Origin of the sequence: Ruegeria sp. HKCCA0370 (assembly GCF_013033705.1) — a bacterium.
GTDB lineage: Bacteria > Pseudomonadota > Alphaproteobacteria > Rhodobacterales > Rhodobacteraceae > Ruegeria.
In genome coordinates, this window is sequence record NZ_WQEP01000001.1 from 977927 (window position 1) to 996866 (window position 18940).

17 protein-coding genes are annotated in these 18940 nt (G+C 58.1%); 5 read left to right on the forward strand and 12 right to left on the reverse strand.

Going from position 1 to position 18940, the window contains the following annotated elements:
- Positions 1–31: 31 nt before the first annotated feature.
- The 9 genes from GOW31_RS04955 to GOW31_RS04995 form a co-directional block, all read right to left on the reverse strand.
- On the reverse strand, positions 32–487 hold the full coding sequence (locus GOW31_RS04955) for a cytochrome c-type biogenesis protein (protein ID WP_171116069.1): 456 nt from the start codon (positions 485–487) through the stop codon (positions 32–34).
- Positions 484–2448: a heme lyase CcmF/NrfE family subunit gene (locus GOW31_RS04960; RefSeq protein WP_171168286.1), complete on the reverse strand. Its 1965-nt coding sequence runs from the start codon at positions 2446–2448 to the stop codon at positions 484–486. Before GOW31_RS04960 ends, GOW31_RS04955 begins: the two co-directional genes overlap by 4 nt.
- A 75-nt stretch (positions 2449–2523) precedes the next feature.
- The gene (locus GOW31_RS04965; protein WP_171168288.1) at positions 2524–3102 is read right to left on the reverse strand and encodes a holin family protein; all 579 of its coding nucleotides are present in this window, start codon (positions 3100–3102) and stop codon (positions 2524–2526) included.
- A complete protein-coding gene (locus GOW31_RS04970; RefSeq protein WP_171168290.1) occupies positions 3093–3704 on the reverse strand; it encodes a holin-associated N-acetylmuramidase in 612 nt (203 codons plus the stop codon). The genes GOW31_RS04965 and GOW31_RS04970 overlap by 10 nt, the downstream gene beginning before the upstream one ends.
- 118 nt (positions 3705–3822) lie before the next feature.
- On the reverse strand, positions 3823–4269 hold the full coding sequence (ccmE, locus tag GOW31_RS04975; protein WP_171116077.1) for a cytochrome c maturation protein CcmE: 447 nt from the start codon (positions 4267–4269) through the stop codon (positions 3823–3825).
- A gap of 7 nt (positions 4270–4276) precedes the next feature.
- Positions 4277–5305, reverse strand: a complete 1029-nt coding sequence (gene argC / locus GOW31_RS04980; RefSeq protein ID WP_171168292.1) for an N-acetyl-gamma-glutamyl-phosphate reductase — start codon at positions 5303–5305, stop codon at positions 4277–4279.
- A gap of 94 nt (positions 5306–5399) precedes the next feature.
- On the reverse strand, positions 5400–6209 hold the full coding sequence (locus GOW31_RS04985) for a glutamate racemase (RefSeq protein ID WP_171168294.1): 810 nt from the start codon (positions 6207–6209) through the stop codon (positions 5400–5402).
- Between the two features lie 8 nt (positions 6210–6217).
- On the reverse strand, positions 6218–7096 hold the full coding sequence (locus GOW31_RS04990) for a lysophospholipid acyltransferase family protein (RefSeq protein WP_171168296.1): 879 nt from the start codon (positions 7094–7096) through the stop codon (positions 6218–6220).
- Between the two features lie 78 nt (positions 7097–7174).
- Positions 7175–10594, reverse strand: coding sequence for an indolepyruvate ferredoxin oxidoreductase family protein (locus tag GOW31_RS04995; RefSeq protein WP_171168298.1), 3420 nt, complete (start codon positions 10592–10594; stop codon positions 7175–7177).
- Positions 10595–10763: 169 nt separating this feature from the next.
- Here GOW31_RS04995 and GOW31_RS05000 point away from each other — a divergent pair, with 169 nt between their 5' ends.
- The 5 genes from GOW31_RS05000 (at position 10764) to grxD (ending at position 17329) form a co-directional block, all read left to right on the forward strand.
- Positions 10764–11672, forward strand: coding sequence for a LysR family transcriptional regulator (locus GOW31_RS05000; protein WP_171116088.1), 909 nt, complete (start codon positions 10764–10766; stop codon positions 11670–11672).
- 269 nt (positions 11673–11941) lie between these two features.
- Complete coding sequence (locus GOW31_RS05005; RefSeq protein WP_171168300.1) at positions 11942–14188, forward strand: mechanosensitive ion channel domain-containing protein; 2247 nt, start codon at positions 11942–11944, stop codon at positions 14186–14188.
- Between the two features lie 180 nt (positions 14189–14368).
- Positions 14369–16528, forward strand: coding sequence for a phosphoribosylformylglycinamidine synthase subunit PurL (gene purL, locus GOW31_RS05010; RefSeq protein WP_171168302.1), 2160 nt, complete (start codon positions 14369–14371; stop codon positions 16526–16528).
- A 135-nt stretch (positions 16529–16663) separates the two neighbouring features.
- A complete protein-coding gene (locus GOW31_RS05015; protein WP_170354080.1) occupies positions 16664–16900 on the forward strand; it encodes a BolA/IbaG family iron-sulfur metabolism protein in 237 nt (78 codons plus the stop codon).
- 66 nt (positions 16901–16966) lie between these two features.
- A complete protein-coding gene (gene grxD / locus GOW31_RS05020) occupies positions 16967–17329 on the forward strand; it encodes a Grx4 family monothiol glutaredoxin (RefSeq protein WP_152457877.1) in 363 nt (120 codons plus the stop codon).
- A 6-nt stretch (positions 17330–17335) separates the two neighbouring features.
- Here the strand turns inward: grxD and GOW31_RS05025 are convergent, their stop codons facing one another.
- From GOW31_RS05025 to GOW31_RS05035, 3 genes are read right to left on the reverse strand one after another with little or no spacing between them, the layout of a single operon-like run.
- Positions 17336–17683, reverse strand: coding sequence for an MliC family protein (locus GOW31_RS05025; RefSeq protein ID WP_152457876.1), 348 nt, complete (start codon positions 17681–17683; stop codon positions 17336–17338).
- A complete protein-coding gene (locus GOW31_RS05030; RefSeq protein WP_171168304.1) occupies positions 17680–18075 on the reverse strand; it encodes a cell division protein ZapA in 396 nt (131 codons plus the stop codon). The genes GOW31_RS05025 and GOW31_RS05030 overlap by 4 nt, the downstream gene beginning before the upstream one ends.
- Positions 18075–18929 (reverse strand): hypothetical protein, encoded by an 855-nt coding sequence (locus GOW31_RS05035; protein ID WP_171168306.1) that lies wholly within the window; start codon positions 18927–18929, stop codon positions 18075–18077. The genes GOW31_RS05030 and GOW31_RS05035 overlap by 1 nt, the downstream gene beginning before the upstream one ends.
- Positions 18930–18940: the final 11 nt, after the last annotated feature.

Sequence of the window (18940 nt, forward strand, 5' to 3'; positions counted from 1 at the left end):
CCGGACGGGACGGGAAAAGCAGAACCACGCGTCAGTCTTCAAGAATTTGACGCAGACGTTCTTTTTCGTCCTCACTCAACGCGGCAGAGTCCACCGAAGCACGGGCCTTGGCCCGGGTACGGAGAAAGTTCAACCCAACCGCGGCAGCGATCAACAGCATGATTGGCCCGGCCAGCCACAAAAACAGGTTCGAGCCGCTGGCAGTCGGTTTCAGAAGTACGTATTCGCCATACCTATCAACGATAAACGCGATCGCCTGTTCGTCCGTATCCCCAGCCACCAACCGTTCCCGCAACAACACGCGCAGATCACGCGCGAGATCCGCGTTGCTTTCGTCGATGCTCTCATTGCGGCACACGAGGCAACGCAGTCCGGCGCTGAGATCCCGCGCACGCTGTTCCAGTACCGGATCATCCAGAACCTCGTCAGGCTGCACCGCAAAGACGGGTGTTGCGAGCATCATCAGAATCAGAACAAGGCGTTTCATTCCGCAGGTACTCCGCCGACCGGGGTTTTTCTTGCGCCTGCGGCCACACGGAAGCGCCTGTCACACAGGCTCAGGACACCGCCAAGCGCCATCAGGATACAGCCGCCCCAGATCCAGTTTGCAAGCGGCTTGATATAGGTTCGCATCACCCAGCCACCATCTGCCTGTTGATCGCCGATCACGACGTAAAGGTCCCCGAGGAAACGATAATCGATCGCCGCTTCGGTCGTGGGCATCCGCGCAACGGGGTAATCCCGTTTTTCCGGGTGCAATGTCCCGATCGGACGACCATTCTTTTCAACCAGAACATCCGCCGTGGTCGAAAAATAGTTCGGCCCCTCGACCCGACGGACATCTTGCAGCGTCAGCGTGAACTGTGCCACTTCGAAAGGTTGGTTGGGTTGGGCGACGCGAATATCCTCGTCCTCCCATGCAGTCAGGCCTGCAATGGCAAAGATGGTAACACCCAGCCCGGTATGAGCGACGGCTTTACCCCAATCCGCACCTGGCAGGCGGAACAAGCGTTTCAGGCTGCCGTTGCGCCCCGTACGGCTCCACAAATCAACGATGGCGCCAAATGTAATCCACGCCCCAAGGAACAGACCCACCGGCCCCAAAGCGCTGCGGCCGGTCTGCATCGCCCAAACCAGCAAGGCAATCGCCAAGGCCAGACCAAAGGCATAGCGCAGCGACCAGGCCGTTTTTCCAATCCGCCCGCGTTTCCACGGCAACATGGCCCCGATGGGAAGGATCAATCCCAGCAAAACCATGAAAGGAGAGAATGCAGCGTTGAAAAACGGCGCCCCGACCGAGAGTTTGCGATCAAACATCATCTCGGCCACCATCGGCCACATCGTACCGACAAAGACCACGAAACAACTGACCGCCAGCAGGACGTTGTTTACGATCAGCGCGCTTTCGCGGCTGACAATGCCGAAAACACCCTTGGCCTCCATCGCCTGCGCCCGCGCGGCAAACAAAGTCAGCGCCCCACCGATGAAAACCACCAGAATGAACAGGATGAACACCCCGCGTTCCGGGTCATTGGCAAAGGCGTGAACCGAGGTCAGCAGCCCCGAACGAACGATGAATGTTCCGATCAGCGAAAAACCGAAGGCAATGATTGCCAGCAGGATGGTCCAGCTTTTCAGCGCCTCGCGCTTTTCAACAACGATTGCCGAATGCAGCAGCGCTGCCGCCAGGAGCCACGGCATGAAAGAGGCGTTCTCAACCGGATCCCAGAACCAGAAACCGCCCCAGCCCAGCTCGTAATAGGCCCACCAGGACCCCAGTGCGATGCCGATCGTCAAAAACACCCAGGCGGCCAGCGTCCATGGGCGAACCCAGCGCCCCCATGCCGCATCGATACGCCCTTCGATCAGCGCGGCGATGGCAAAACTGAACGCCATGCTCAGCCCCACATAGCCGAGATACAGAAATGGCGGGTGGAAGGCCAAACCGGGATCCTGCAACAGCGGGTTCAGATCTCGCCCGTCAAACGGCGCAATTGCCAGCCGGTCAAACGGGTTCGAGGTAAACAGAATGAAAGCAAAAAACGCCACGGCAATGGCAGATTGAACCGCAAGCACACGCGCCTTCAGGCTTGGGGGCAACCCGCCCCCAAAGAATGCCGCCATCGCTCCGAACAGCGTGACAATCAGCACCCAAAGCAGCATCGATCCTTCGTGGTTTCCCCACGTCCCGCTGATCTTGTAGATCATCGGCTTGGCCGAATGACTGTTTTCGACCACGATCCGCAGCGAAAAGTCCGACACGATGAAAGCCCAGATCAGCGCACCGAAGGAAAATGCAGTCAGCAGAAACTGGACGATGGCCGCAGGCTCGGCAAAAGCCATCCAGCCGGTCCAGTTTTTTGACGCACCGACCAGAGGCACCACGCTTTGCACGATGGCGACGAAAAAGGCGAGGATGAGGGCGAAGTGGCCAAGCTCTGTAATCATGCCCCGGAATATACTGCGAGGCCGAACCGGGGGCCATTAACTTTCGCACGATCCGAGGGCACATAGTGTCGCGGGTCAAAGCCCCCGAAGCTTGCGCCAATCGGTCAATGCTGGATTCGCATCAGGACGCGAGGCGTTCTGTATCAGGTTGGCATCAGGGCCGGGGTCGGCGACGCCCGGGCTGTCGCTGCGCATGGCCCGCACCGTTTCTATGTTCCCCATGACCGTCGGCAACCGCTGCATGGCTGCGCCTATATCCCGCTGAAAATCCTGCATTTTGCTCTGATGGCGCGCGCCAAAATAGAAAGAGACAATCACGCCCAGCAACCACCAAAGAGGTTCCGGCACCAGCGCAATGCCCTGCATGCATTCAGCGAACCACAGCGGATCCACCATCGCGGCAACAAACAATCCCAGCGTTCCAAGCGCCAAAGCCGGGCGCGGCAACCGGTTGACACCATCCATGACGCGGTCGAACAGGCCTTTTTGAGGAACCACGAACTCTCGGCCGAACTGCGTCATTGCCTGACTTTGCAACTCTGTCGCGCGCTCGGCACGGGACTCGGCGTTTTCCCGGTATATTTCAACCGTCTCACGCACAGCGTTGCGACCGCCCCCGAACAGCAGCGCCAATACCCCCGAGATCAACCCCATGCCGCAACCCTTTCCTTGAATTCACTTTCCGTAAGACGATAGCGTGGCGACAGAAACTCTTCGGCCCGTTTGATCCAGCCTCCTTTGCCACCGGATCGGGTGCGCGCGTATTTTCTGGATGCCGGTCGTTTGTCGGCCAGCCGAAAGTAATAGTTCCGCCGCGCCACGCCGTACGCATCGCGCAACGCGTTGGGATCTGGTTGGGCCGCGTCTGTGCATGCGTGCGCCGTTTGCGCGCCGATCACGCCATCTGCCACCACGTCAAACCCCATATCACGCAAAAGCCGTTGCAGGATTATTACTGCTTGCGCACCGGCGTTGACATACATGTCAAAAACAGAGGCATGCATAACATCCGGCAACAGCGCGATGCGTGGCTTTTCAAAGTAGTGCTGAACAAAGATATCGACCGCCTCGCGCTGAGTAAGCGCCCGGACATCCGCCACGTCAACCAGCCCATCCCCCGTCAGATCCAATCCAAGCCGGCGCATCGTATGGATCGTGACACCGAACTTGGTTGCCCCGCCCGGATCGTCCGGGTCATTCACGTACCCGCCTTCCCGGCGCACAATTTCATTGGCAATCTGCCGAACCGTTTGCATAGCGCCCTCATTTCGTTGAATGGCGCTGACGATCCCGAAAAAGAATTAACAAGCCTGAACGACCGAGGGCGCTGCCCGCATCCCGCGCGCAACGCCCTCAACACGAATGTGGGTCAGGTCAGCTTTCTTCAGCCTCTTTGTACACGCCCTGCTCTTTCAACGCGTCCACGACTTCTTTCGGCATATAGGTTTCGTCATGTTTGGCAAGAATTTCAGTGGCTTCAAACACACCGTTCACGTAACGCCCGGTGCCGACCATGCCCTGATTTTCCGAAAACAGATCAGGCAGAACCCCAGTGAAAGATACCTTTACGCTTTCGCCGCCGTCGGTGACGACAAAATGTACGGTTTCGCCCTGCCCACGGATGATTGAACCTTCTTCGACCAGGCCGCCAATCCGAAAGACCTCGGTCGGCTTGGGTGGTTCGGCAATCACCTGGCTTGGCGAGCGGAAAAAGTTGATCCCGTCGCGCATGGCATAGCCAATCAACGCCGTCGATGCCACCAAGGCAACGACAGCTACCAGAATGACTTGTACTCGGCGACGTTTCTTGAGCGTTTTCATACCGTCCTCACGGAAATAACGGTGCCATCATCAGGCCCCGGGTTTCAATTTCACCTAACATCAGATTTGCGTTCTGCAAGGCTTGGCCACTGCTACCTTTTGTCAGGTTATCCAGCGCTGCGATCACGATCGCGCGCCGTTCGATCCGGTCTGCCACAACACCGATATGACAGAAGTTGGACCCGCGCACATGGTGGGTCGACGGTGTCTCGCCCATCGGCAGCATCTGAATGAAAGGCTCATCCGCGTAGGCCTTTGCAAGCGTTTCATAGATGCTATTCGGGTCCCCTTTCACGTAGGTGGTGGCCAGAATACCCCGGTTTGCAGGGATCAGGTGCGGAGTGAACTGCACATGAACCGTACGACCGGCCAGCTTGGAAAACTCCTGATCGAACTCGCCCAGATGCCTGTGGGTCCCGCCGACGGCATAGGCGTTGGTGCCCTCACTCAGTTCGGCGTGCAGCAGGTTTTCCTTCAGCGACCGCCCTGCCCCGGATACAGCACATTTCAGATCCAGCACGATATCGTCCAGATCAATCACCCCGGCAGAAACAAGCGGCCGCAGAACGTATTGACCGGTTGCCGCGTTGCACCCCGTACCCGCCACCAGCCGTGCGCCCCGGATTTCGTCGCGATAGAACTCGGTCAGGCCATAAACGGCCTCTTCCTGCTGCTCGAGCGCGGTATGCGGGTTTCCGTACCACTTTTCATATTCATCCGGGTCAGTCAGCCGGAAGTCAGCAGATAGATCGATGATCTTCAGATCCTTGGGCAGCGCACTGATCACTTCCTGGCTTGTCTTGTGCGGAAGGGCACAAAAGCACAGATCGATCCGGGAAAAATCGATCTCGGAAATCTTGCACAGGTCCGGCAGATCCATGTGGCGCAGATGCGGGAAAACCTGCGCCATGGTCATCCCCGCCTTGCGTTCGGCGGCCAGCGCGGCGATTTCCATGTTGGGGTGTTCGGCGATCAGCCGCACCAGTTCCGCACCGGTATAACCCGAAGCGCCCAGAATTGCGATTTTATGGGTCATGTCAGACCTCTTCTCAACGTGTGTCACATGTTACGACCGCCGATGCGACGGTCTTGAATTAATGAAAGCAGAGCGGCCGCGTCCTTGACCGAAGTCAGGCGGCCTCGAATGTGATTTGTCGTCGGAGGAACTGTGTCGCCCGATCGCTCACCACATTGGGTTTCCCCGTCGTCAGGAACCCTCCCGGGCCGTTACCCAGCATGTTGGGGTGGCGATGGAGATAATCCGCAAGGCTTTCCGCAACCAGTTCCCCCTGGCTATAGACCTGCACGTCAGGTCCCAATGCCGCCTGAAACACGTCAGCCATAAGCGGGTAATGCGTACAGCCCAGAATGGCCGCCTGCGGTTCAGGCATCTTGCGCTTGAGGGCTTCCACATGGCTGCGCACCAGCGCCTCGGCCAGGATCATGTCACCGTCTTCAATGGCATCCACGACGCCACCACATGCCTGCGCCTCAACATCCACGCCAATTGCCCGGAACGCCAGCTCGCGCTGAAAGGCCCGGCTGGATACAGTGGCTGGCGTGGCGAACAAGGCGACATGCTTGACCGCCACTTCGCGTGGGGGGGAATTGTCGCCCCATTGCCGTTCGGTCAGGGCCTCGATCAAGGGAACAAAGACACCAAGCACACGTTTGCCTTCGGGCACGCCCTCTTCCTGCATCCGGCGCAGCGCCGCCGCGCTGGCGGTGTTGCAGGCCAGAATCACCAAGTTGCAGCCGCGATCCCAAAGGTCCTGCACGGCCTTTCGGGTCAGCTGATAGATGTCCTCGGCATCGCGCACACCGTACGGGGCATGCGCGCTGTCCGCGTAATACAGGAAATCAACGTCAGGCAGACGTGTCTGCGCGGCGCTCAGGACGGTAAGACCGCCCAATCCGGAATCAAAGATACCTACTGCCATTAGCCCCTTCAGGCGCGATGCCGTTCCTCAAATTCATAGCCATAGTCATAAGACTTCAGCGGTGTCGGAGACAGCTCATACGTCGCTTTGCGCAGGAAATCCATCATCTTGCGCGTATCCTTGCCCAGCGGATCCAGAATGTCGCGCCCGATAGGCATGCCAATCACCACTTTGACCGGAGTATCGACACGTTTTTTGAATTCCTTGATCAGCAACCCCATGCGCAGGGTGTTGTGCATATGGCTAGCAATCTGAAACAGACGTGACGTGTGCCCGTCGAAGAACACCGGAACGACGGTGGCATTGGATTTGGCCACCATTCGGGCCGTGAAACCGCGCCAACCCGGATCCATGGGATGCGCGAACGGATTGACGCCGGTGCTGACCGTACCCCCAGGGAAAATCCCGATCGCGCCGCCATCGCCAAGGTAATTCAATGCGGTCTTCCGCGTATCCAGATTCAGTTTCACCGCTTCTTTCGTTTCATCAAACGAAACAGGCAAAACGATACGGTTCAGGTCTTCGGCCTTGCGGAAAACGCGATTTGCGAGAATCCGGAAATCACCACGGGTCTGGGACAATATATGCCCCATCATCAGCCCATCCAGAATTCCATATGGATGGTTTGCAATCAGGATAAGCGGACCTTCCTTGGGGATATTCGCCAGTGCGCCACCAACGACATCCAAGGTCAATCCATAGCGATCGACCATGACCGACCAAAAATCCCGACCCTTTGCGACTTCTTGTTCGTATCCGTCGGCCCGTTTGATCAGACGCAACCGTCCCGTGGTGTTCTCCATCAGCCTGATGACCAACCGCCCCCCCTTGGTTTCGGCGGAATGCGCATACGAGATGTCACGAACGACATGACGACGAGAAGACATGAAGGGCTCCGTTTTGCTGCCCGCAAAATAAGTACAAGCAACAGGTTTGACCAGCTATCGTGACACCCTTGTGACGAATTACTCTGCCGCAGCTTGCAATTCAGGCCCACCGCTGCGGATGACGGCCAGCAGCTCTTCTCGCCGTTTCGCAGCCTTGGCCTCATTTTCCCGCAGTACCGGCCCAAATCCGCGGATATCCAGCGGCAAACGGGCCAGGGCGGCAATCGCATCACGGGTGTCCTGTGACACCAGGGGCAGAACCTCGCGCATGTCCTTTTCATACTGTCGGATAAGGGCGCGCTCCATCTTGCGTTCGGATGAATACCCAAAAATGTCCAGTGGTGTGCCGCGCAATGCCTTGAGTTTGGTCAACAGCTTCAATGCAGTCAGGATGGATTCGCTGAAGGCACGCTTTTTCGGCCTGCCATTGCTGCCTGATCCGCCGAATATCGGCGGGGCAAGGTGAAAGGTCATCTTGAAATCACCGTCAAACTCGGCCGCCGCTTTTTCCCGACTGGTCAGCAGAAGGCGCGCAACCTCGTATTCGTCCTTGTACGACAACAGCTTGTGATACCCTTTTGCCACCGCTTCGCGCAAATCCGCGTCCTCGACACTGTCCACCAGCTTGCGGTACCGCCTGGCCAGCCGGGCGCTTTGATATTCCGTCAGGTGCTGCGCGCGAAACGCGATGATCTGATCCAGTGTCTTAGGCATCTCAGCCACGGTCGGCGCAAGGATGGATTGCACGTCTTCCGGGTGCAGAACCGCCCAACGTCCAATATCAAACGCACGTTTGTTGCGTTCGACCGCCGTGCCGTTCAATTCGATGGCCTCAAAGATCGCCTGATGGCTGACCGGCAACAGCCCGCGCTGCCAGGTCGCGCCGAAGATCATCATGTTGGAATAGATTGAATCCCCCATCACCGCGCGCGCCAGTTCGGTCGCATCAAACAGCGAGACATCTTCTTTCAGCCGCGCTTGCAGGGCCAGTTCCAGCTGATCCGCCGGAATGCGGAACTCGGTATCACGCGTGAAGTCGCCCGTCACCGTTTCATGGCTGTTCACGACGGCCCCCGTACGTCCAGTGCGCGTCAGGCCCAACGTCTTTGCGCCGGCCGAGACCACCAGATCGCCGCCGATCAGCGCGTGGGCCTCGCCAGTGGCGACGCGAATCGCGCTGATATCCTCGGGGCGGTTGGCCAATCTACAGTGGATGTGGACTGCGCCGCCTTTCTGCGCCAGCCCCGCCATTTCCATCATGCCCGCGCCTTTTCCGTCAATCTGCGCCGCCTGCGCAAGGATGGCGCCAATGGTGACGACACCCGTACCGCCAACGCCGGTAATCACGACGTTGTGCGTGCCGGTGATCTTCGGCAGATCTGGTGTTGGCAAATCTGGCAGATCAATTTCGGTCGTCGCCTCTTTGCGAATTTTCGCGCCCTCAAGCGTCACGAAAGACGGGCAGAAACCGTTCAAGCACGAGTAATCCTTGTTGCAGCTCGATTGATCAATGGCCCGCTTGCGGCCTAGCTCGGTCTGTTTGGGAACGATCGACACGCAGTTTGACTGTACACCGCAATCGCCGCAGCCTTCACAGACATCGGTGTTGATGAACACACGCTTGTCGGGATCGGGGAATGTCCCGCGCTTGCGGCGGCGGCGCTTTTCGGCAGCGCAGGTTTGTACATAGACGATGACCGATACGCCCTCGATCTCGCGAAACTTCTCCTGCACCTGCATGAGGTCGGCACGCTCGTATGTCTGAACGCTGGCGGGCAGAGCCTTGAAGTTGACGTCCTCTTTTTCATCGTAAACCAGAGCCACCTCTCGGACACCCATTGCCTTGACCTCGGCAACGATCCGTTCGGCGGTCAGGTCGCCCTCATTCTCCTGCCCGCCGGTCATGGCAACCGCGTCGTTGAACAGGATCTTGAAGGTGATGTTCGTTCCTGCGGACAACGCAGCCCGGATCGCCTGAACGCCCGAATGGTTGTACGTGCCATCGCCGAGGTTCTGGAACACGTGCTTGGTCGTCGAAAACGGCGCCTCGCCGATCCAGTTGGCGCCTTCCCCACCCATCTGAGTGAAACCGGTCGTCTCGCGATCCATCCATTGAACCATGTAGTGACAGCCGATGCCGGCATAGGCGCGGCTGCCTTCCGGTACCCTTGTCGAGCTGTTATGCGGGCAGCCGGAACAGAAATACGGAAGCCGCGTTGCTATTTCCTGTGCGTTGTCGGCCCGGCGCGCTTCTGACAAAGACGCCAGCCCGGCCCGGATACCATCGGTCTCGCGCCCCTCTTCAATCAGGATCTCGCCCAGCTTTTCAGCGATCATGATCGGGTCAAGCGCACCGCGCGTCGGGAACAGTTCTTCGCGGTGCAATGTCCCGGCACCGCCTTTGTACCAGCCATAGACCCGGCGTCCGCGCCGGTCGTCAAAGATGGCCTCTTTGACCTGAACCTCGATCAGCTTGCGCTTTTCCTCGACGATCACGATCAGGTCCAGCCCCTCGGCCCAGTCGTGGAATCCGGCCATATCCAGCGGGAAAGTCTGCCCCACCTTGTACGTGGTAATCCCCAGACGCTCGGCCTCGGCTTCGTCAATATTCAGAAGCGAAAGCGCATGTGTCAGGTCCAGCCAGTTTTTGCCCGCCGCGACAAAACCGATCTTGGCGCCGGGTTTGCCCCACATCCGTTTGTCCAGCTTGTTGGCGTGTGAAAACGTTTCGGCCGCGAACCTTTTGTAATCGATGACACGCGTTTCCTGCATGTGCGGCGTGTCGCCCAACCGGATGTTCACCCCCCCTTCCGGCATGTCGAATTCAGGGATGACCATTTGCATCCGGTCCGGACTTCCATCCACGACCGAAGTGACTTCGATCGTGTCTTTCATCGTCTTCAGACCCACCCAGACCCCCGCGAAACGGCTGAGTGCAAATCCATAAATTCCATAGTCGAGGATTTCCTGAACGCCAGCGGGGCTGACGATCGGCATGTACATGTCGACCAGCGACCATTCCGACTGATGCAGCACCGTCGAGCTTTCGCCGGTATGGTCATCGCCCATCGCCATGAGCACACCGCCATGTTTGGCTGTCCCTGCCATGTTTGCGTGGCGCATGACGTCACCGGACCGGTCAACGCCCGGTCCCTTGCCATACCAAAGCCCGAAGACCCCATCGAATTTGCCGTCGCCGCGCAGACCCGCCTGCTGGCTGCCCCAAAGCGCGGTAGCCGCCAGGTCTTCGTTCAAACCGAACTGAAACGTGATATCGCTTTCGGCCAGAGGCTTTTGGGCCCGCATCATTTGCTGATCCACTGCCCCCAAAGGCGACCCGCGATATCCGGTGACCAATCCCGCGGTGTTAAGGCCCGCTTGCCGGTCTCTGGCCTTTTGCATCAGCATCAAGCGCACAAGCGCCTGCGTTCCATTCAGAAGAACCGGGTTTTTCTCAAGATCGAACCGGTCGTTCAGCGTTATCTGTGGCTGGCTCATCAGACGTCTCCCCTCGTCAGATCAGTGTGCTTTACTTGGGTTCATTTTAGGTCATAATTTCTGACCTGTATAGAATTTATCCACTGATATGTAACGATTTCGTCCTTTGAATGTAGAACTTGTTACCTATTTCATATAGGGCTTCTGAAAGATAACGAAAGTTGCGGTGATGGATTGGGACAAGCTTAGAATATTTCACGCGGTGGCCGATGCAGGCAGCCTTACGCACGCCGGAGACAAGCTGAACCTGTCTCAATCCGCCGTAAGCCGACAGATCCGCGCATTGGAAGAGTCTCTGGATGCCACCCTGTTCCACCGTCACGCGCGGGGGCTGATTCTCACCGAACAGGGCGAGTTGTTGTTTGACGCCACATCCGCCATGTCGAAACGGTTGGATGCCGCAGCTGCACGTATTCGCGACAGCGAGGAAGAAGTCTTTGGTGTTTTGCGTGTCACGACGACCTTCGGCTTTGGAACACTCTGGCTGGCACCGCGCTTGCCGAAACTTTATGAGCAATACCCGGACCTGAACATCGACCTGATGCTTGAAGAACGCGTTCTGGATCTTCCGATGCGCGAAGCGGACGTCGCCATCCGCATGAAAGAGCCCAGCCAGGCTGATCTGGTGCGCAAGCGCCTTATGACCGTTCAGATGATGTTGTATGCAACCCAGGATTATATCGAAAACCACGGCGGCATGTTGCAGTCCCTGGAAGAGATCAAGGACCACCGTCTGATTTGTCAGACCCCTGCGGCGCCGCAGGTTGGGGCCAGTGCCGCTATGGTGCGCCACCTGATGACCTATAATCCCGGGTCCTTGCTGACTGTGAACAACTATTTTGGTGTGCTTCAGGGCGTTTTGCACAATCTGGGCATCGGTGTTCTGCCCGATTATGTCACTCAGGATTTTCCGCACCTCGTGCCCATCCTGTCAGACATCGAAACCGCAGATGTTCCGGTTTATCTGGCCTACCCGGAAGAATTACGGCATTCAAAACGCGTTGGCGCGTTTCGCGACTTCGTGCAGGACGAAATCATCGCACAGCGTAAGCAGCTGAAACAGATGGGAAAACTGTAGCTATGCGCAAATAGCATAACGGACATGAAGTGATCACAGAGTTAATTGCCTTGAACGTTCACAAACTGACCCCTAAATGAGCACTCGAAGGCGGTGATGCTGAAACGCTCATCATCTTCATACCTCCCTGTTGGACTACGGCCGAGCTCATAGCTCGGCCTTTTTTTTGGCTGGACCCTGCATTAAGTCAGCGAAAGCTCTGGGAAAAATACACGCACAGGCATATGATCCCCAAAAAACGATACAATTTCGTGTTTGAGGGAAAATACATGTTCCACCCACTCCGCCTGGTTTTGGCGCTCGTCTCCGCATTGTTCATGGCAGTGCCACTATATGCACAGGACTCCGGTTCAACTTCTACAGTGGCCATTCCGGAAGACCTGACACCCGAACAGGTCGACGATCTTGTTGCACGCATGTCCGATGATCAGGTTCGCGCAATTCTATTGGAGCGTCTTGATGCCGTGGCGGAAAAACAAGCCGCCGAAAAGGCGGACGTAGAAGACCCGTTGACCGAGATAAGCGAGATTTGGGCAGCCATGGTCGCATCCTGGACACATGTTCTGACTACCGCTCCCAACATTATCACCGCGCAGATTACCGCGTTCAGCAATTTTAGCGATACATTCGGAACGACCGGTGTCTTTACACTTATGGGACTTGTCCTTTCTGTGCTTGTTGTCGGGTTCATTGCGGAAAAGCTGTTCATCTTCCTGACACGTCGCTGGCATGAAGCGACCGAAGCGGCGGACGAGGCCGACCTTTGGGGCGCCGTCAGATACCTGTTTCGTCGGTTCTGCCGCGAAATCGCCGGGCTGATCATTTTCTATGTCGTGATCCGCGCGGTTGGCCGCGGTCTTCTGACCACGGAACAGATCACCTATGCTGCACCGTTTGTATTCTATCTTATCTGGGTGCCGCGATTGGGTGCAGCAGCGTCCCGGTTTGTTCTGGCACCGGAAAAGCCGCAATTTCGGCTGGTCAATATCGACGACCACTGGGCAAAGTACCTGCACCGCAACCTGATCGGCCTGTTGATCCTGATCGGGTTCACGCTGTTCGTCGTTCGGTTCAACGCGCTCAATGGCATCACGGGTGACGATACCCGCATCGGCTTCTGGCTGAACGCTGCAATTCACGTCTATATCGCCGTAATCGCGTGGACCGCGCGCGAAGGACTGTCGCAGATGATGCTTGGGACAGACCCGGATCACACGAAATTCGATGAAGAAGTTGCGCATTATTACCCCTATTTTGCCATCGGCGTTTCGGTGGCAATCTGGCTGCTGGTCGAGTTCCTGGTCGCGCAGCGTGATCCGGCAACACTGAGATTGCTGACCAGCGGTGCGCATTTCACGACGATGTTCTGGTTGTTGATTGCCCCTGCGCTGGATACGCTGATCCGCGGTCTTGTGCGGCATTTGCAACCGCCAATGTCGGGCGAAGGCCCTCTTGCCGAACGCGCCTACCGTTCCGCGAAACGCAGCTATATCCGGATTGGTCGCGTTATCGCCGGCTTGGTCGTGGTTTTCATGATTGCACGCGCATGGCATCTTGACCTGCGCAACGTCGCTTCGGCCGGTGTCGGTGCCGAAGTCGGCGGGGCTGTGATCGAATTCCTGCTGATCATCGCCATCGGCTATATCCTGAACGAGGTCGTCTCGCTCTGGATCAACCGCCGACTGGCCAGGGAACAGACTGCGGCCGAGGCCCTGGACGAAGAGGCAGGCGGTGAAGGCGGCGGTGCCGGCGGCTCTCGTCTGGCGACGGTTCTGCCTCTGATGCGGATCACGGCCCAGATTACGATTGCCGTGATTTTTGGCCTGCTGGCGCTGGGCGCATTGGGCATCAATATTACGCCGCTTTTGGCCGGTGCCGGTGTTCTGGGATTGGCGATCGGCTTTGGTGCGCAGAAGCTGGTTGCTGACATCGTGGGCGGGGTTTTCTTCCTGATCGACGATGCCTTCCGCGTCGGAGAATATGTCGACGTCGGCGGCACGATGGGAACTGTCGAGAAGATCTCGGTTCGCTCGATGCAGTTGCGTCACCATCGCGGCCCCGTACACACGATTCCCTACGGTGAGATTCAGAAGCTGACAAATTTCAGCCGCGACTGGGTGATCATGAAGCTGAAATTCACCGTGCCGTTCGACACCGATCCCAACAAGGTCAAGAAGATCTTCAAGAAGATCGGCGCTGAGATGATGGAGGACGAGACCCACAAGGATGGCTTCCTGCAACCGTTCAAATCGCAAGGTGTGTTCGATTTTGACGATGTCGGCATGATCATCCGTGGCAAGTTCATGGCCAAGCCCGGCAAGCAGTTCACATTGCGCAAAGAGATCTTCAACCGGGTCAAGGCGGCCTTCAAGGAAAACGGCATCGACTTTGCCCGCCGCGAGGTGCGCGTTGCAATTCCGGGTCTGGACGACAATGAAAACCTGACCCCGGAACAGAAGACGGCTGTTGGTGCCGCGGCCGCAGCGCAGCTCAACAAGGATCAGGGATCGGCGTAACCCTCGCGGCCCACGCCAGCTGCATGCACCCATTTCGGGGCGCATTCATCCGGAACCGGCAGTGATGCCGGTTCCGTTTTTCTTTGAAAGACGCAACCTGCGCCGTCTTGACCCTTTCCACACGCGCGCGCTTGCCCTACAAGGCGCGCAATCTCGGCCCACTTGGACACAGGACAGAAGATGCAAGAGCCCGCCATCACACCCGATCTGATTGCCGCACACGGGCTCAAGCCCGAGGAATATGACATGATCCTCGAGATCATCGGGCGTGAACCTACTTTCACCGAGCTCGGCATTTTCTCGGCCATGTGGAACGAGCACTGTTCCTACAAATCTTCGAAGAAATGGCTGCGCACCCTGCCCACCTCTGGGCCCCAGGTGATCTGCGGACCCGGTGAAAACGCAGGCGTGGTGGACATTGGCGACGGTCAGGCCGTGGTTTTCAAGATGGAAAGCCACAACCACCCGTCTTACATCGAACCCTATCAGGGTGCGGCGACCGGCGTGGGGGGCATCCTGCGCGACGTCTTCACCATGGGCGCACGCCCCATCGCGTCCATGAACGCATTGTCCTTTGGCGAACCCGGCCACCACAAGACCCGTCAACTGGTCAACGGCGTGGTCGAGGGTATCGGCGGCTATGGCAACTGCTTCGGCGTGCCTTGCGTCGGCGGCGAAGTCCGCTTCCACCCTGCCTACAACGGTAACTGCCTGGTGAATGCATTTGCAGCCGGTCTGGCCGACAGTGACAAGATCTTCTACTCGGCAGCCTCGGGCGTGGGTATGCCCGTCGTCTACCTGGGTGCAAAAACCGGTCGCGACGGCGTGGGCGGCGCAACCATGGCATCTGCCGAATTCGACGACACAATCGAGGAAAAGCGTCCCACCGTTCAGGTCGGCGACCCCTTTACCGAAAAACGCCTGATGGAGGCGACGCTGGAACTGATGCAGACCGGTGCGGTGATCTCGATCCAGGACATGGGCGCGGCGGGCCTGACCTGCTCGGCCGTTGAAATGGGCGACAAGGGTGGCCTTGGCGTGCGCCTTGATCTGGAAAACGTCCCACAGCGCGAAGAAAACATGACAGCCTATGAAATGATGCTGTCCGAATCTCAGGAGCGTATGCTGATGGTCCTCAAGCCCGAGCTTGAGGCCGAGGCCCGCGCCGTGTTCGAAAAATGGGATCTCGATTTCGCGATCGTCGGCGAAACCATTGCCGAAGACCGCTTCCTGATCATGCATAACGGTGAAGTCAAAGCCGATCTGGTTCTGTCCAAATTGTCTTCTACCGCGCCGGAGTATGACCGCCCATGGGAGCCTACGCCAGAGGCAGAAGAACTGGCCGAAGTGCCTCAGATCGACCCGATTGACGGGCTGCGCGCCCTGCTCGCTTCGCCCAACTACGCAGGCAAGCAGTGGGTCTATGAACAGTACGACACCATGGTGATGGCGGATTCCGTCCGCACGCCGGGTCTGGGTGCGGGCATGGTCCGCGTCCACGGGACCGACAAGGTGCTTGCCTTCACATCCGACGTGACCCCGCGCTATGTGCGCGCAAACCCTTTTGAGGGCGGCAAACAAGCCGTGGCCGAGGCCTATCGCAACCTCACCGCCGTCGGAGCCAAGCCGCTGGCCACCACGGACAACCTGAACTTCGGCAACCCCGAAAAGCCCGAGATCATGGGCCAGTTTGTCGGTGCCATTCAGGGCATCGGCGCCGCAGTCGGCGCGTTGGATATGCCGATCGTGTCGGGCAACGTCTCTCTGTACAATGAGACCGACGGACAGGCCATTCTGCCGACCCCCACCATTGGTGCAGTCGGCCTGTTGCAGCACTCGGACGAAGTCATCGGCAACGAGGTGCGCGAAGGTCATGTCGCGCTGGTGATCGGTGAAACCAAGGGGCATCTGGGTCAGTCCGCCCTGTTGGCAGAGGTCTTCAACCGCGAAGACGGCGATGCACCTCATGTCGATCTGGATGCCGAAAAGCGCAACGGTGATTTCATCCGCGCCAACCGCGAGATGATCAAGGCCTGCACCGACCTCAGCGATGGCGGTATCGCTCTGGCTGCCTTCGAACTGGCAGAAGCCGCCGGCGTTGGCGTATGTCTGGACGACGCCCCGACTGAATTCCTGTTCGGTGAAGATCAGGCCCGCTATCTTGTTGCCTGCAACTTCGATCAGGCCGAGGCATTGATGATTGCGGCCGGTCAGGCCGGTGTTCCGCTGAATGCGGTTGGTCGTTTCACCGGCGATACGGTGAAGATCGGCAGCTCGGAAGCCTCGCTTGATGAACTTGCCGCGATTTACCGCAACAGCTTTGCCGAGGCTGTCGCCTGACAACGCCACGCGAATGCCAATCGAAACCCGCGTCGTGACCCGGTGCGGGTTTGGTTGTTTTTGCATGTGCCAGTGCTCTTGCACGCCCGGTTCATGCGCTCTACATCTTGGGAAAGACCTTCTGGAGTTACCTACATGCCGATGAGCGCCCACGAAATCGAACACCTGCTGCGTGAAGCCTTTCCCGACGCCGAGATTCAGGTCGGCGGAAGTGACGGTGTTCATATGTCTGCCATGGTGGTGGATGAAAGCTTTCGCGGCAAAAACCGGGTTCAGCAACAGCGCGCTGTTTACGCAGCTCTGAAGGGCAAGATGGACGGCCCGGACGGAGAATTGCACGCGCTGGCGCTCACCACCAAAGTGCCGGAATAAGCTTCTCGGCTTCTTTCGAGGCGAACACATGACTCTCCCGTTGGAGAAACGAACAGGAAACGCAAAATGACCGATGTGAAAACCCAGATCGACGAAACCGTCAAAGCCAATGACGTGGTGCTGTACATGAAAGGCACCAAGGAGATGCCACAATGTGGTTTCTCGTCCCGCGTGGCCGGCGTTCTGAACTATATGGGCGTCGAATACACCGACGTTAACGTGCTGGCCGACGAAAACGTGCGTCAGGGCATCAAGGATTATTCCGACTGGCCAACCGTGCCGCAGCTGTATGTCAAAGGCGAATTCGTAGGCGGTTGCGACATCATCACCGAGATGACCCTTTCGGGTGAGCTGGACACGCTTTTTGATGAAAACGGTGTCGGCTACAACAAGGAAGCAGCCGACAAAATCCGCGAAGCAAACGCGTAATCCTGCCTACCGGCTGGAACAGTCCCGATAAATCGCCTGCTCATTGGCGGCACCCGCCGCCAAATAGCTGATTGACGCGTTCCAGCCTTTTGAGCGCAGGATATAGGTTCCTTCGGCTCCGAGAGACTCATAGCGGATGCCCGATCCGCTTTCGACCTGGCGCATCGCGACCAGAGTATTGTCCACCATCGTCGCCGCCGCGCCTGAACCGTCGGGCGCGTTGAAATAGGTCACCGGCAACGGCACGCCGTTCTCGCAGGTAAAGGTGACAGACAGAATGTCGATTTCGGCGAGTGCCGCTGTTGCCGGGAAAACAAGCAAAGCACCGCAGAAGAAATTGCGCAGATATGTCATTCTGCCTTCTTCTCCTCGACGACCGAAGCCAGCGCTTCTGCACGTGCCGCCAGTTCTGCCAGCGTATCCGTGACGGATGGCGGGACGACCGCGACTTCAATGCGCTCGGGCTCCGGCGCAGGCGCGTTTCGCAGCGATTGAAGCTCGGCCTCTGCCTCGGCCAGCTTGGCCTCTAACGCCTTGACCTTGTCTTCCGTTGCCGCCGTCTTGTCAGCCAGCAGCAGACCGGCCATCAGCAACATGCGCGCTTCCGGCATCCGCCCGATCTGATCGGACAGTACCTGCGCTTCGTCATCCAGCATTTTGGCGGCCGCGTGCAGAAAGGGTTCTTCCCCGTCCCGGCAGGACACGTCAAAACCCCGCCCGCCAATATGAATGGTTACCTCGGGCATTACTCTACCTCACCTTCTACAAGTTTTGCCTGCGACAGCAGAGGTTCCAACCGTGCCAACACGGCCTGGGCTTCGGCGGCATCCGAAGCCTGCGCGGCACGTGTCGCCTCCAACTCGGCGACGGTGGCGCGGTTCAGCAATTCAGCGTCCGTCAACCCTTCTGCGGCCGCAGAACGCAATTCTTCGACCGAATTCCGCAACTGTTCGTTCGCCTTGCGCATACGTTGCAGATCGTCATCCAGCCGGGACATCGCAGCGCCATGGCTGGCCCGTTCGGCCCGCAGCATCTCAAGCTCTGCGCTCAGTTCATTGACCCGTTCCGTATCTTCAAGTTCGGCCTTGAGGCGGCTGTTTTCCGCTTCAACTTCTTTTGCCTGAGCAAGCAATTCACGCATTTGCTCAAGCTCGGCCTTCAACGCCGAAGGATCTTCGATGCCGTCAAGTTCGGCACGCAGCCTTTCGTTCTCGGCCTTCAACGCGTCCAGTTCGGCACTGTTGTCCAAGGCCGCCTTGGCCTCGGCCAGCTCGGCGCGGGCCGCTTCGACAGACGCGATTTTCGCCCGGGCTTCCTCCAGCTCTGCGCGCAGCGCATCCGCGTCTGGGGCATCCGCTAGTTCCGTGCGCAGCTCTTCCAGATCGGCACGCAGCGCGTCCACTTGTTTTTCGTGCTGCTCTTTCAGGGTTTTCAGTCGTTCCTGAAGCTGTGCATTGGCGACTCTTTCGTCTTCAAGTTCGGCTTGAAGCCTCTCACTTGCCTCAGCATTCCGGGACGCACCGCCCAACCCCTCGACGCCCGCACTGATACGGTCCATCGCCGCAACAATGCGGTGCTGTAGTTCCTCTAACTGGCTCATGCCCCTGTCAC

Excerpts from the sequence above, each read along its gene's own strand:
- GOW31_RS04960 (WP_171168286.1), bottom strand. The coding sequence starts at position 2,448 with ATGATTACAGAGCTTGGCCACTTCGCCCTCATCCTCGCCTTTTTCGTC.
- GOW31_RS05025 (WP_152457876.1), bottom strand. The coding sequence starts at position 17,683 with ATGACATATCTGCGCAATTTCTTCTGCGGTGCTTTGCTTGTTTTCCCG.
- GOW31_RS05000 (WP_171116088.1), top strand. The coding sequence starts at position 10,764 with ATGGATTGGGACAAGCTTAGAATATTTCACGCGGTGGCCGATGCAGGC.
- purL (WP_171168302.1), top strand. The coding sequence starts at position 14,369 with ATGCAAGAGCCCGCCATCACACCCGATCTGATTGCCGCACACGGGCTC.
- GOW31_RS05030 (WP_171168304.1), bottom strand. The coding sequence starts at position 18,075 with ATGCCCGAGGTAACCATTCATATTGGCGGGCGGGGTTTTGACGTGTCC.
- GOW31_RS05035 (WP_171168306.1), bottom strand. The coding sequence starts at position 18,929 with ATGAGCCAGTTAGAGGAACTACAGCACCGCATTGTTGCGGCGATGGAC.
- GOW31_RS05005 (WP_171168300.1), top strand. The coding sequence starts at position 11,942 with ATGTTCCACCCACTCCGCCTGGTTTTGGCGCTCGTCTCCGCATTGTTC.
- argC (WP_171168292.1), bottom strand. The coding sequence starts at position 5,305 with ATGACCCATAAAATCGCAATTCTGGGCGCTTCGGGTTATACCGGTGCG.
- GOW31_RS05015 (WP_170354080.1), top strand. The coding sequence starts at position 16,664 with ATGCCGATGAGCGCCCACGAAATCGAACACCTGCTGCGTGAAGCCTTT.
- GOW31_RS04995 (WP_171168298.1), bottom strand. The coding sequence starts at position 10,594 with ATGAGCCAGCCACAGATAACGCTGAACGACCGGTTCGATCTTGAGAAA.
- GOW31_RS04965 (WP_171168288.1), bottom strand. The coding sequence starts at position 3,102 with ATGGGGTTGATCTCGGGGGTATTGGCGCTGCTGTTCGGGGGCGGTCGC.
- GOW31_RS04985 (WP_171168294.1), bottom strand. The coding sequence starts at position 6,209 with ATGGCAGTAGGTATCTTTGATTCCGGATTGGGCGGTCTTACCGTCCTG.
- ccmE (WP_171116077.1), bottom strand. The coding sequence starts at position 4,269 with ATGAAAACGCTCAAGAAACGTCGCCGAGTACAAGTCATTCTGGTAGCT.
- grxD (WP_152457877.1), top strand. The coding sequence starts at position 16,967 with ATGACCGATGTGAAAACCCAGATCGACGAAACCGTCAAAGCCAATGAC.
- GOW31_RS04990 (WP_171168296.1), bottom strand. The coding sequence starts at position 7,096 with ATGTCTTCTCGTCGTCATGTCGTTCGTGACATCTCGTATGCGCATTCC.
- GOW31_RS04955 (WP_171116069.1), bottom strand. The coding sequence starts at position 487 with ATGAAACGCCTTGTTCTGATTCTGATGATGCTCGCAACACCCGTCTTT.
- GOW31_RS04970 (WP_171168290.1), bottom strand. The coding sequence starts at position 3,704 with ATGCAAACGGTTCGGCAGATTGCCAATGAAATTGTGCGCCGGGAAGGC.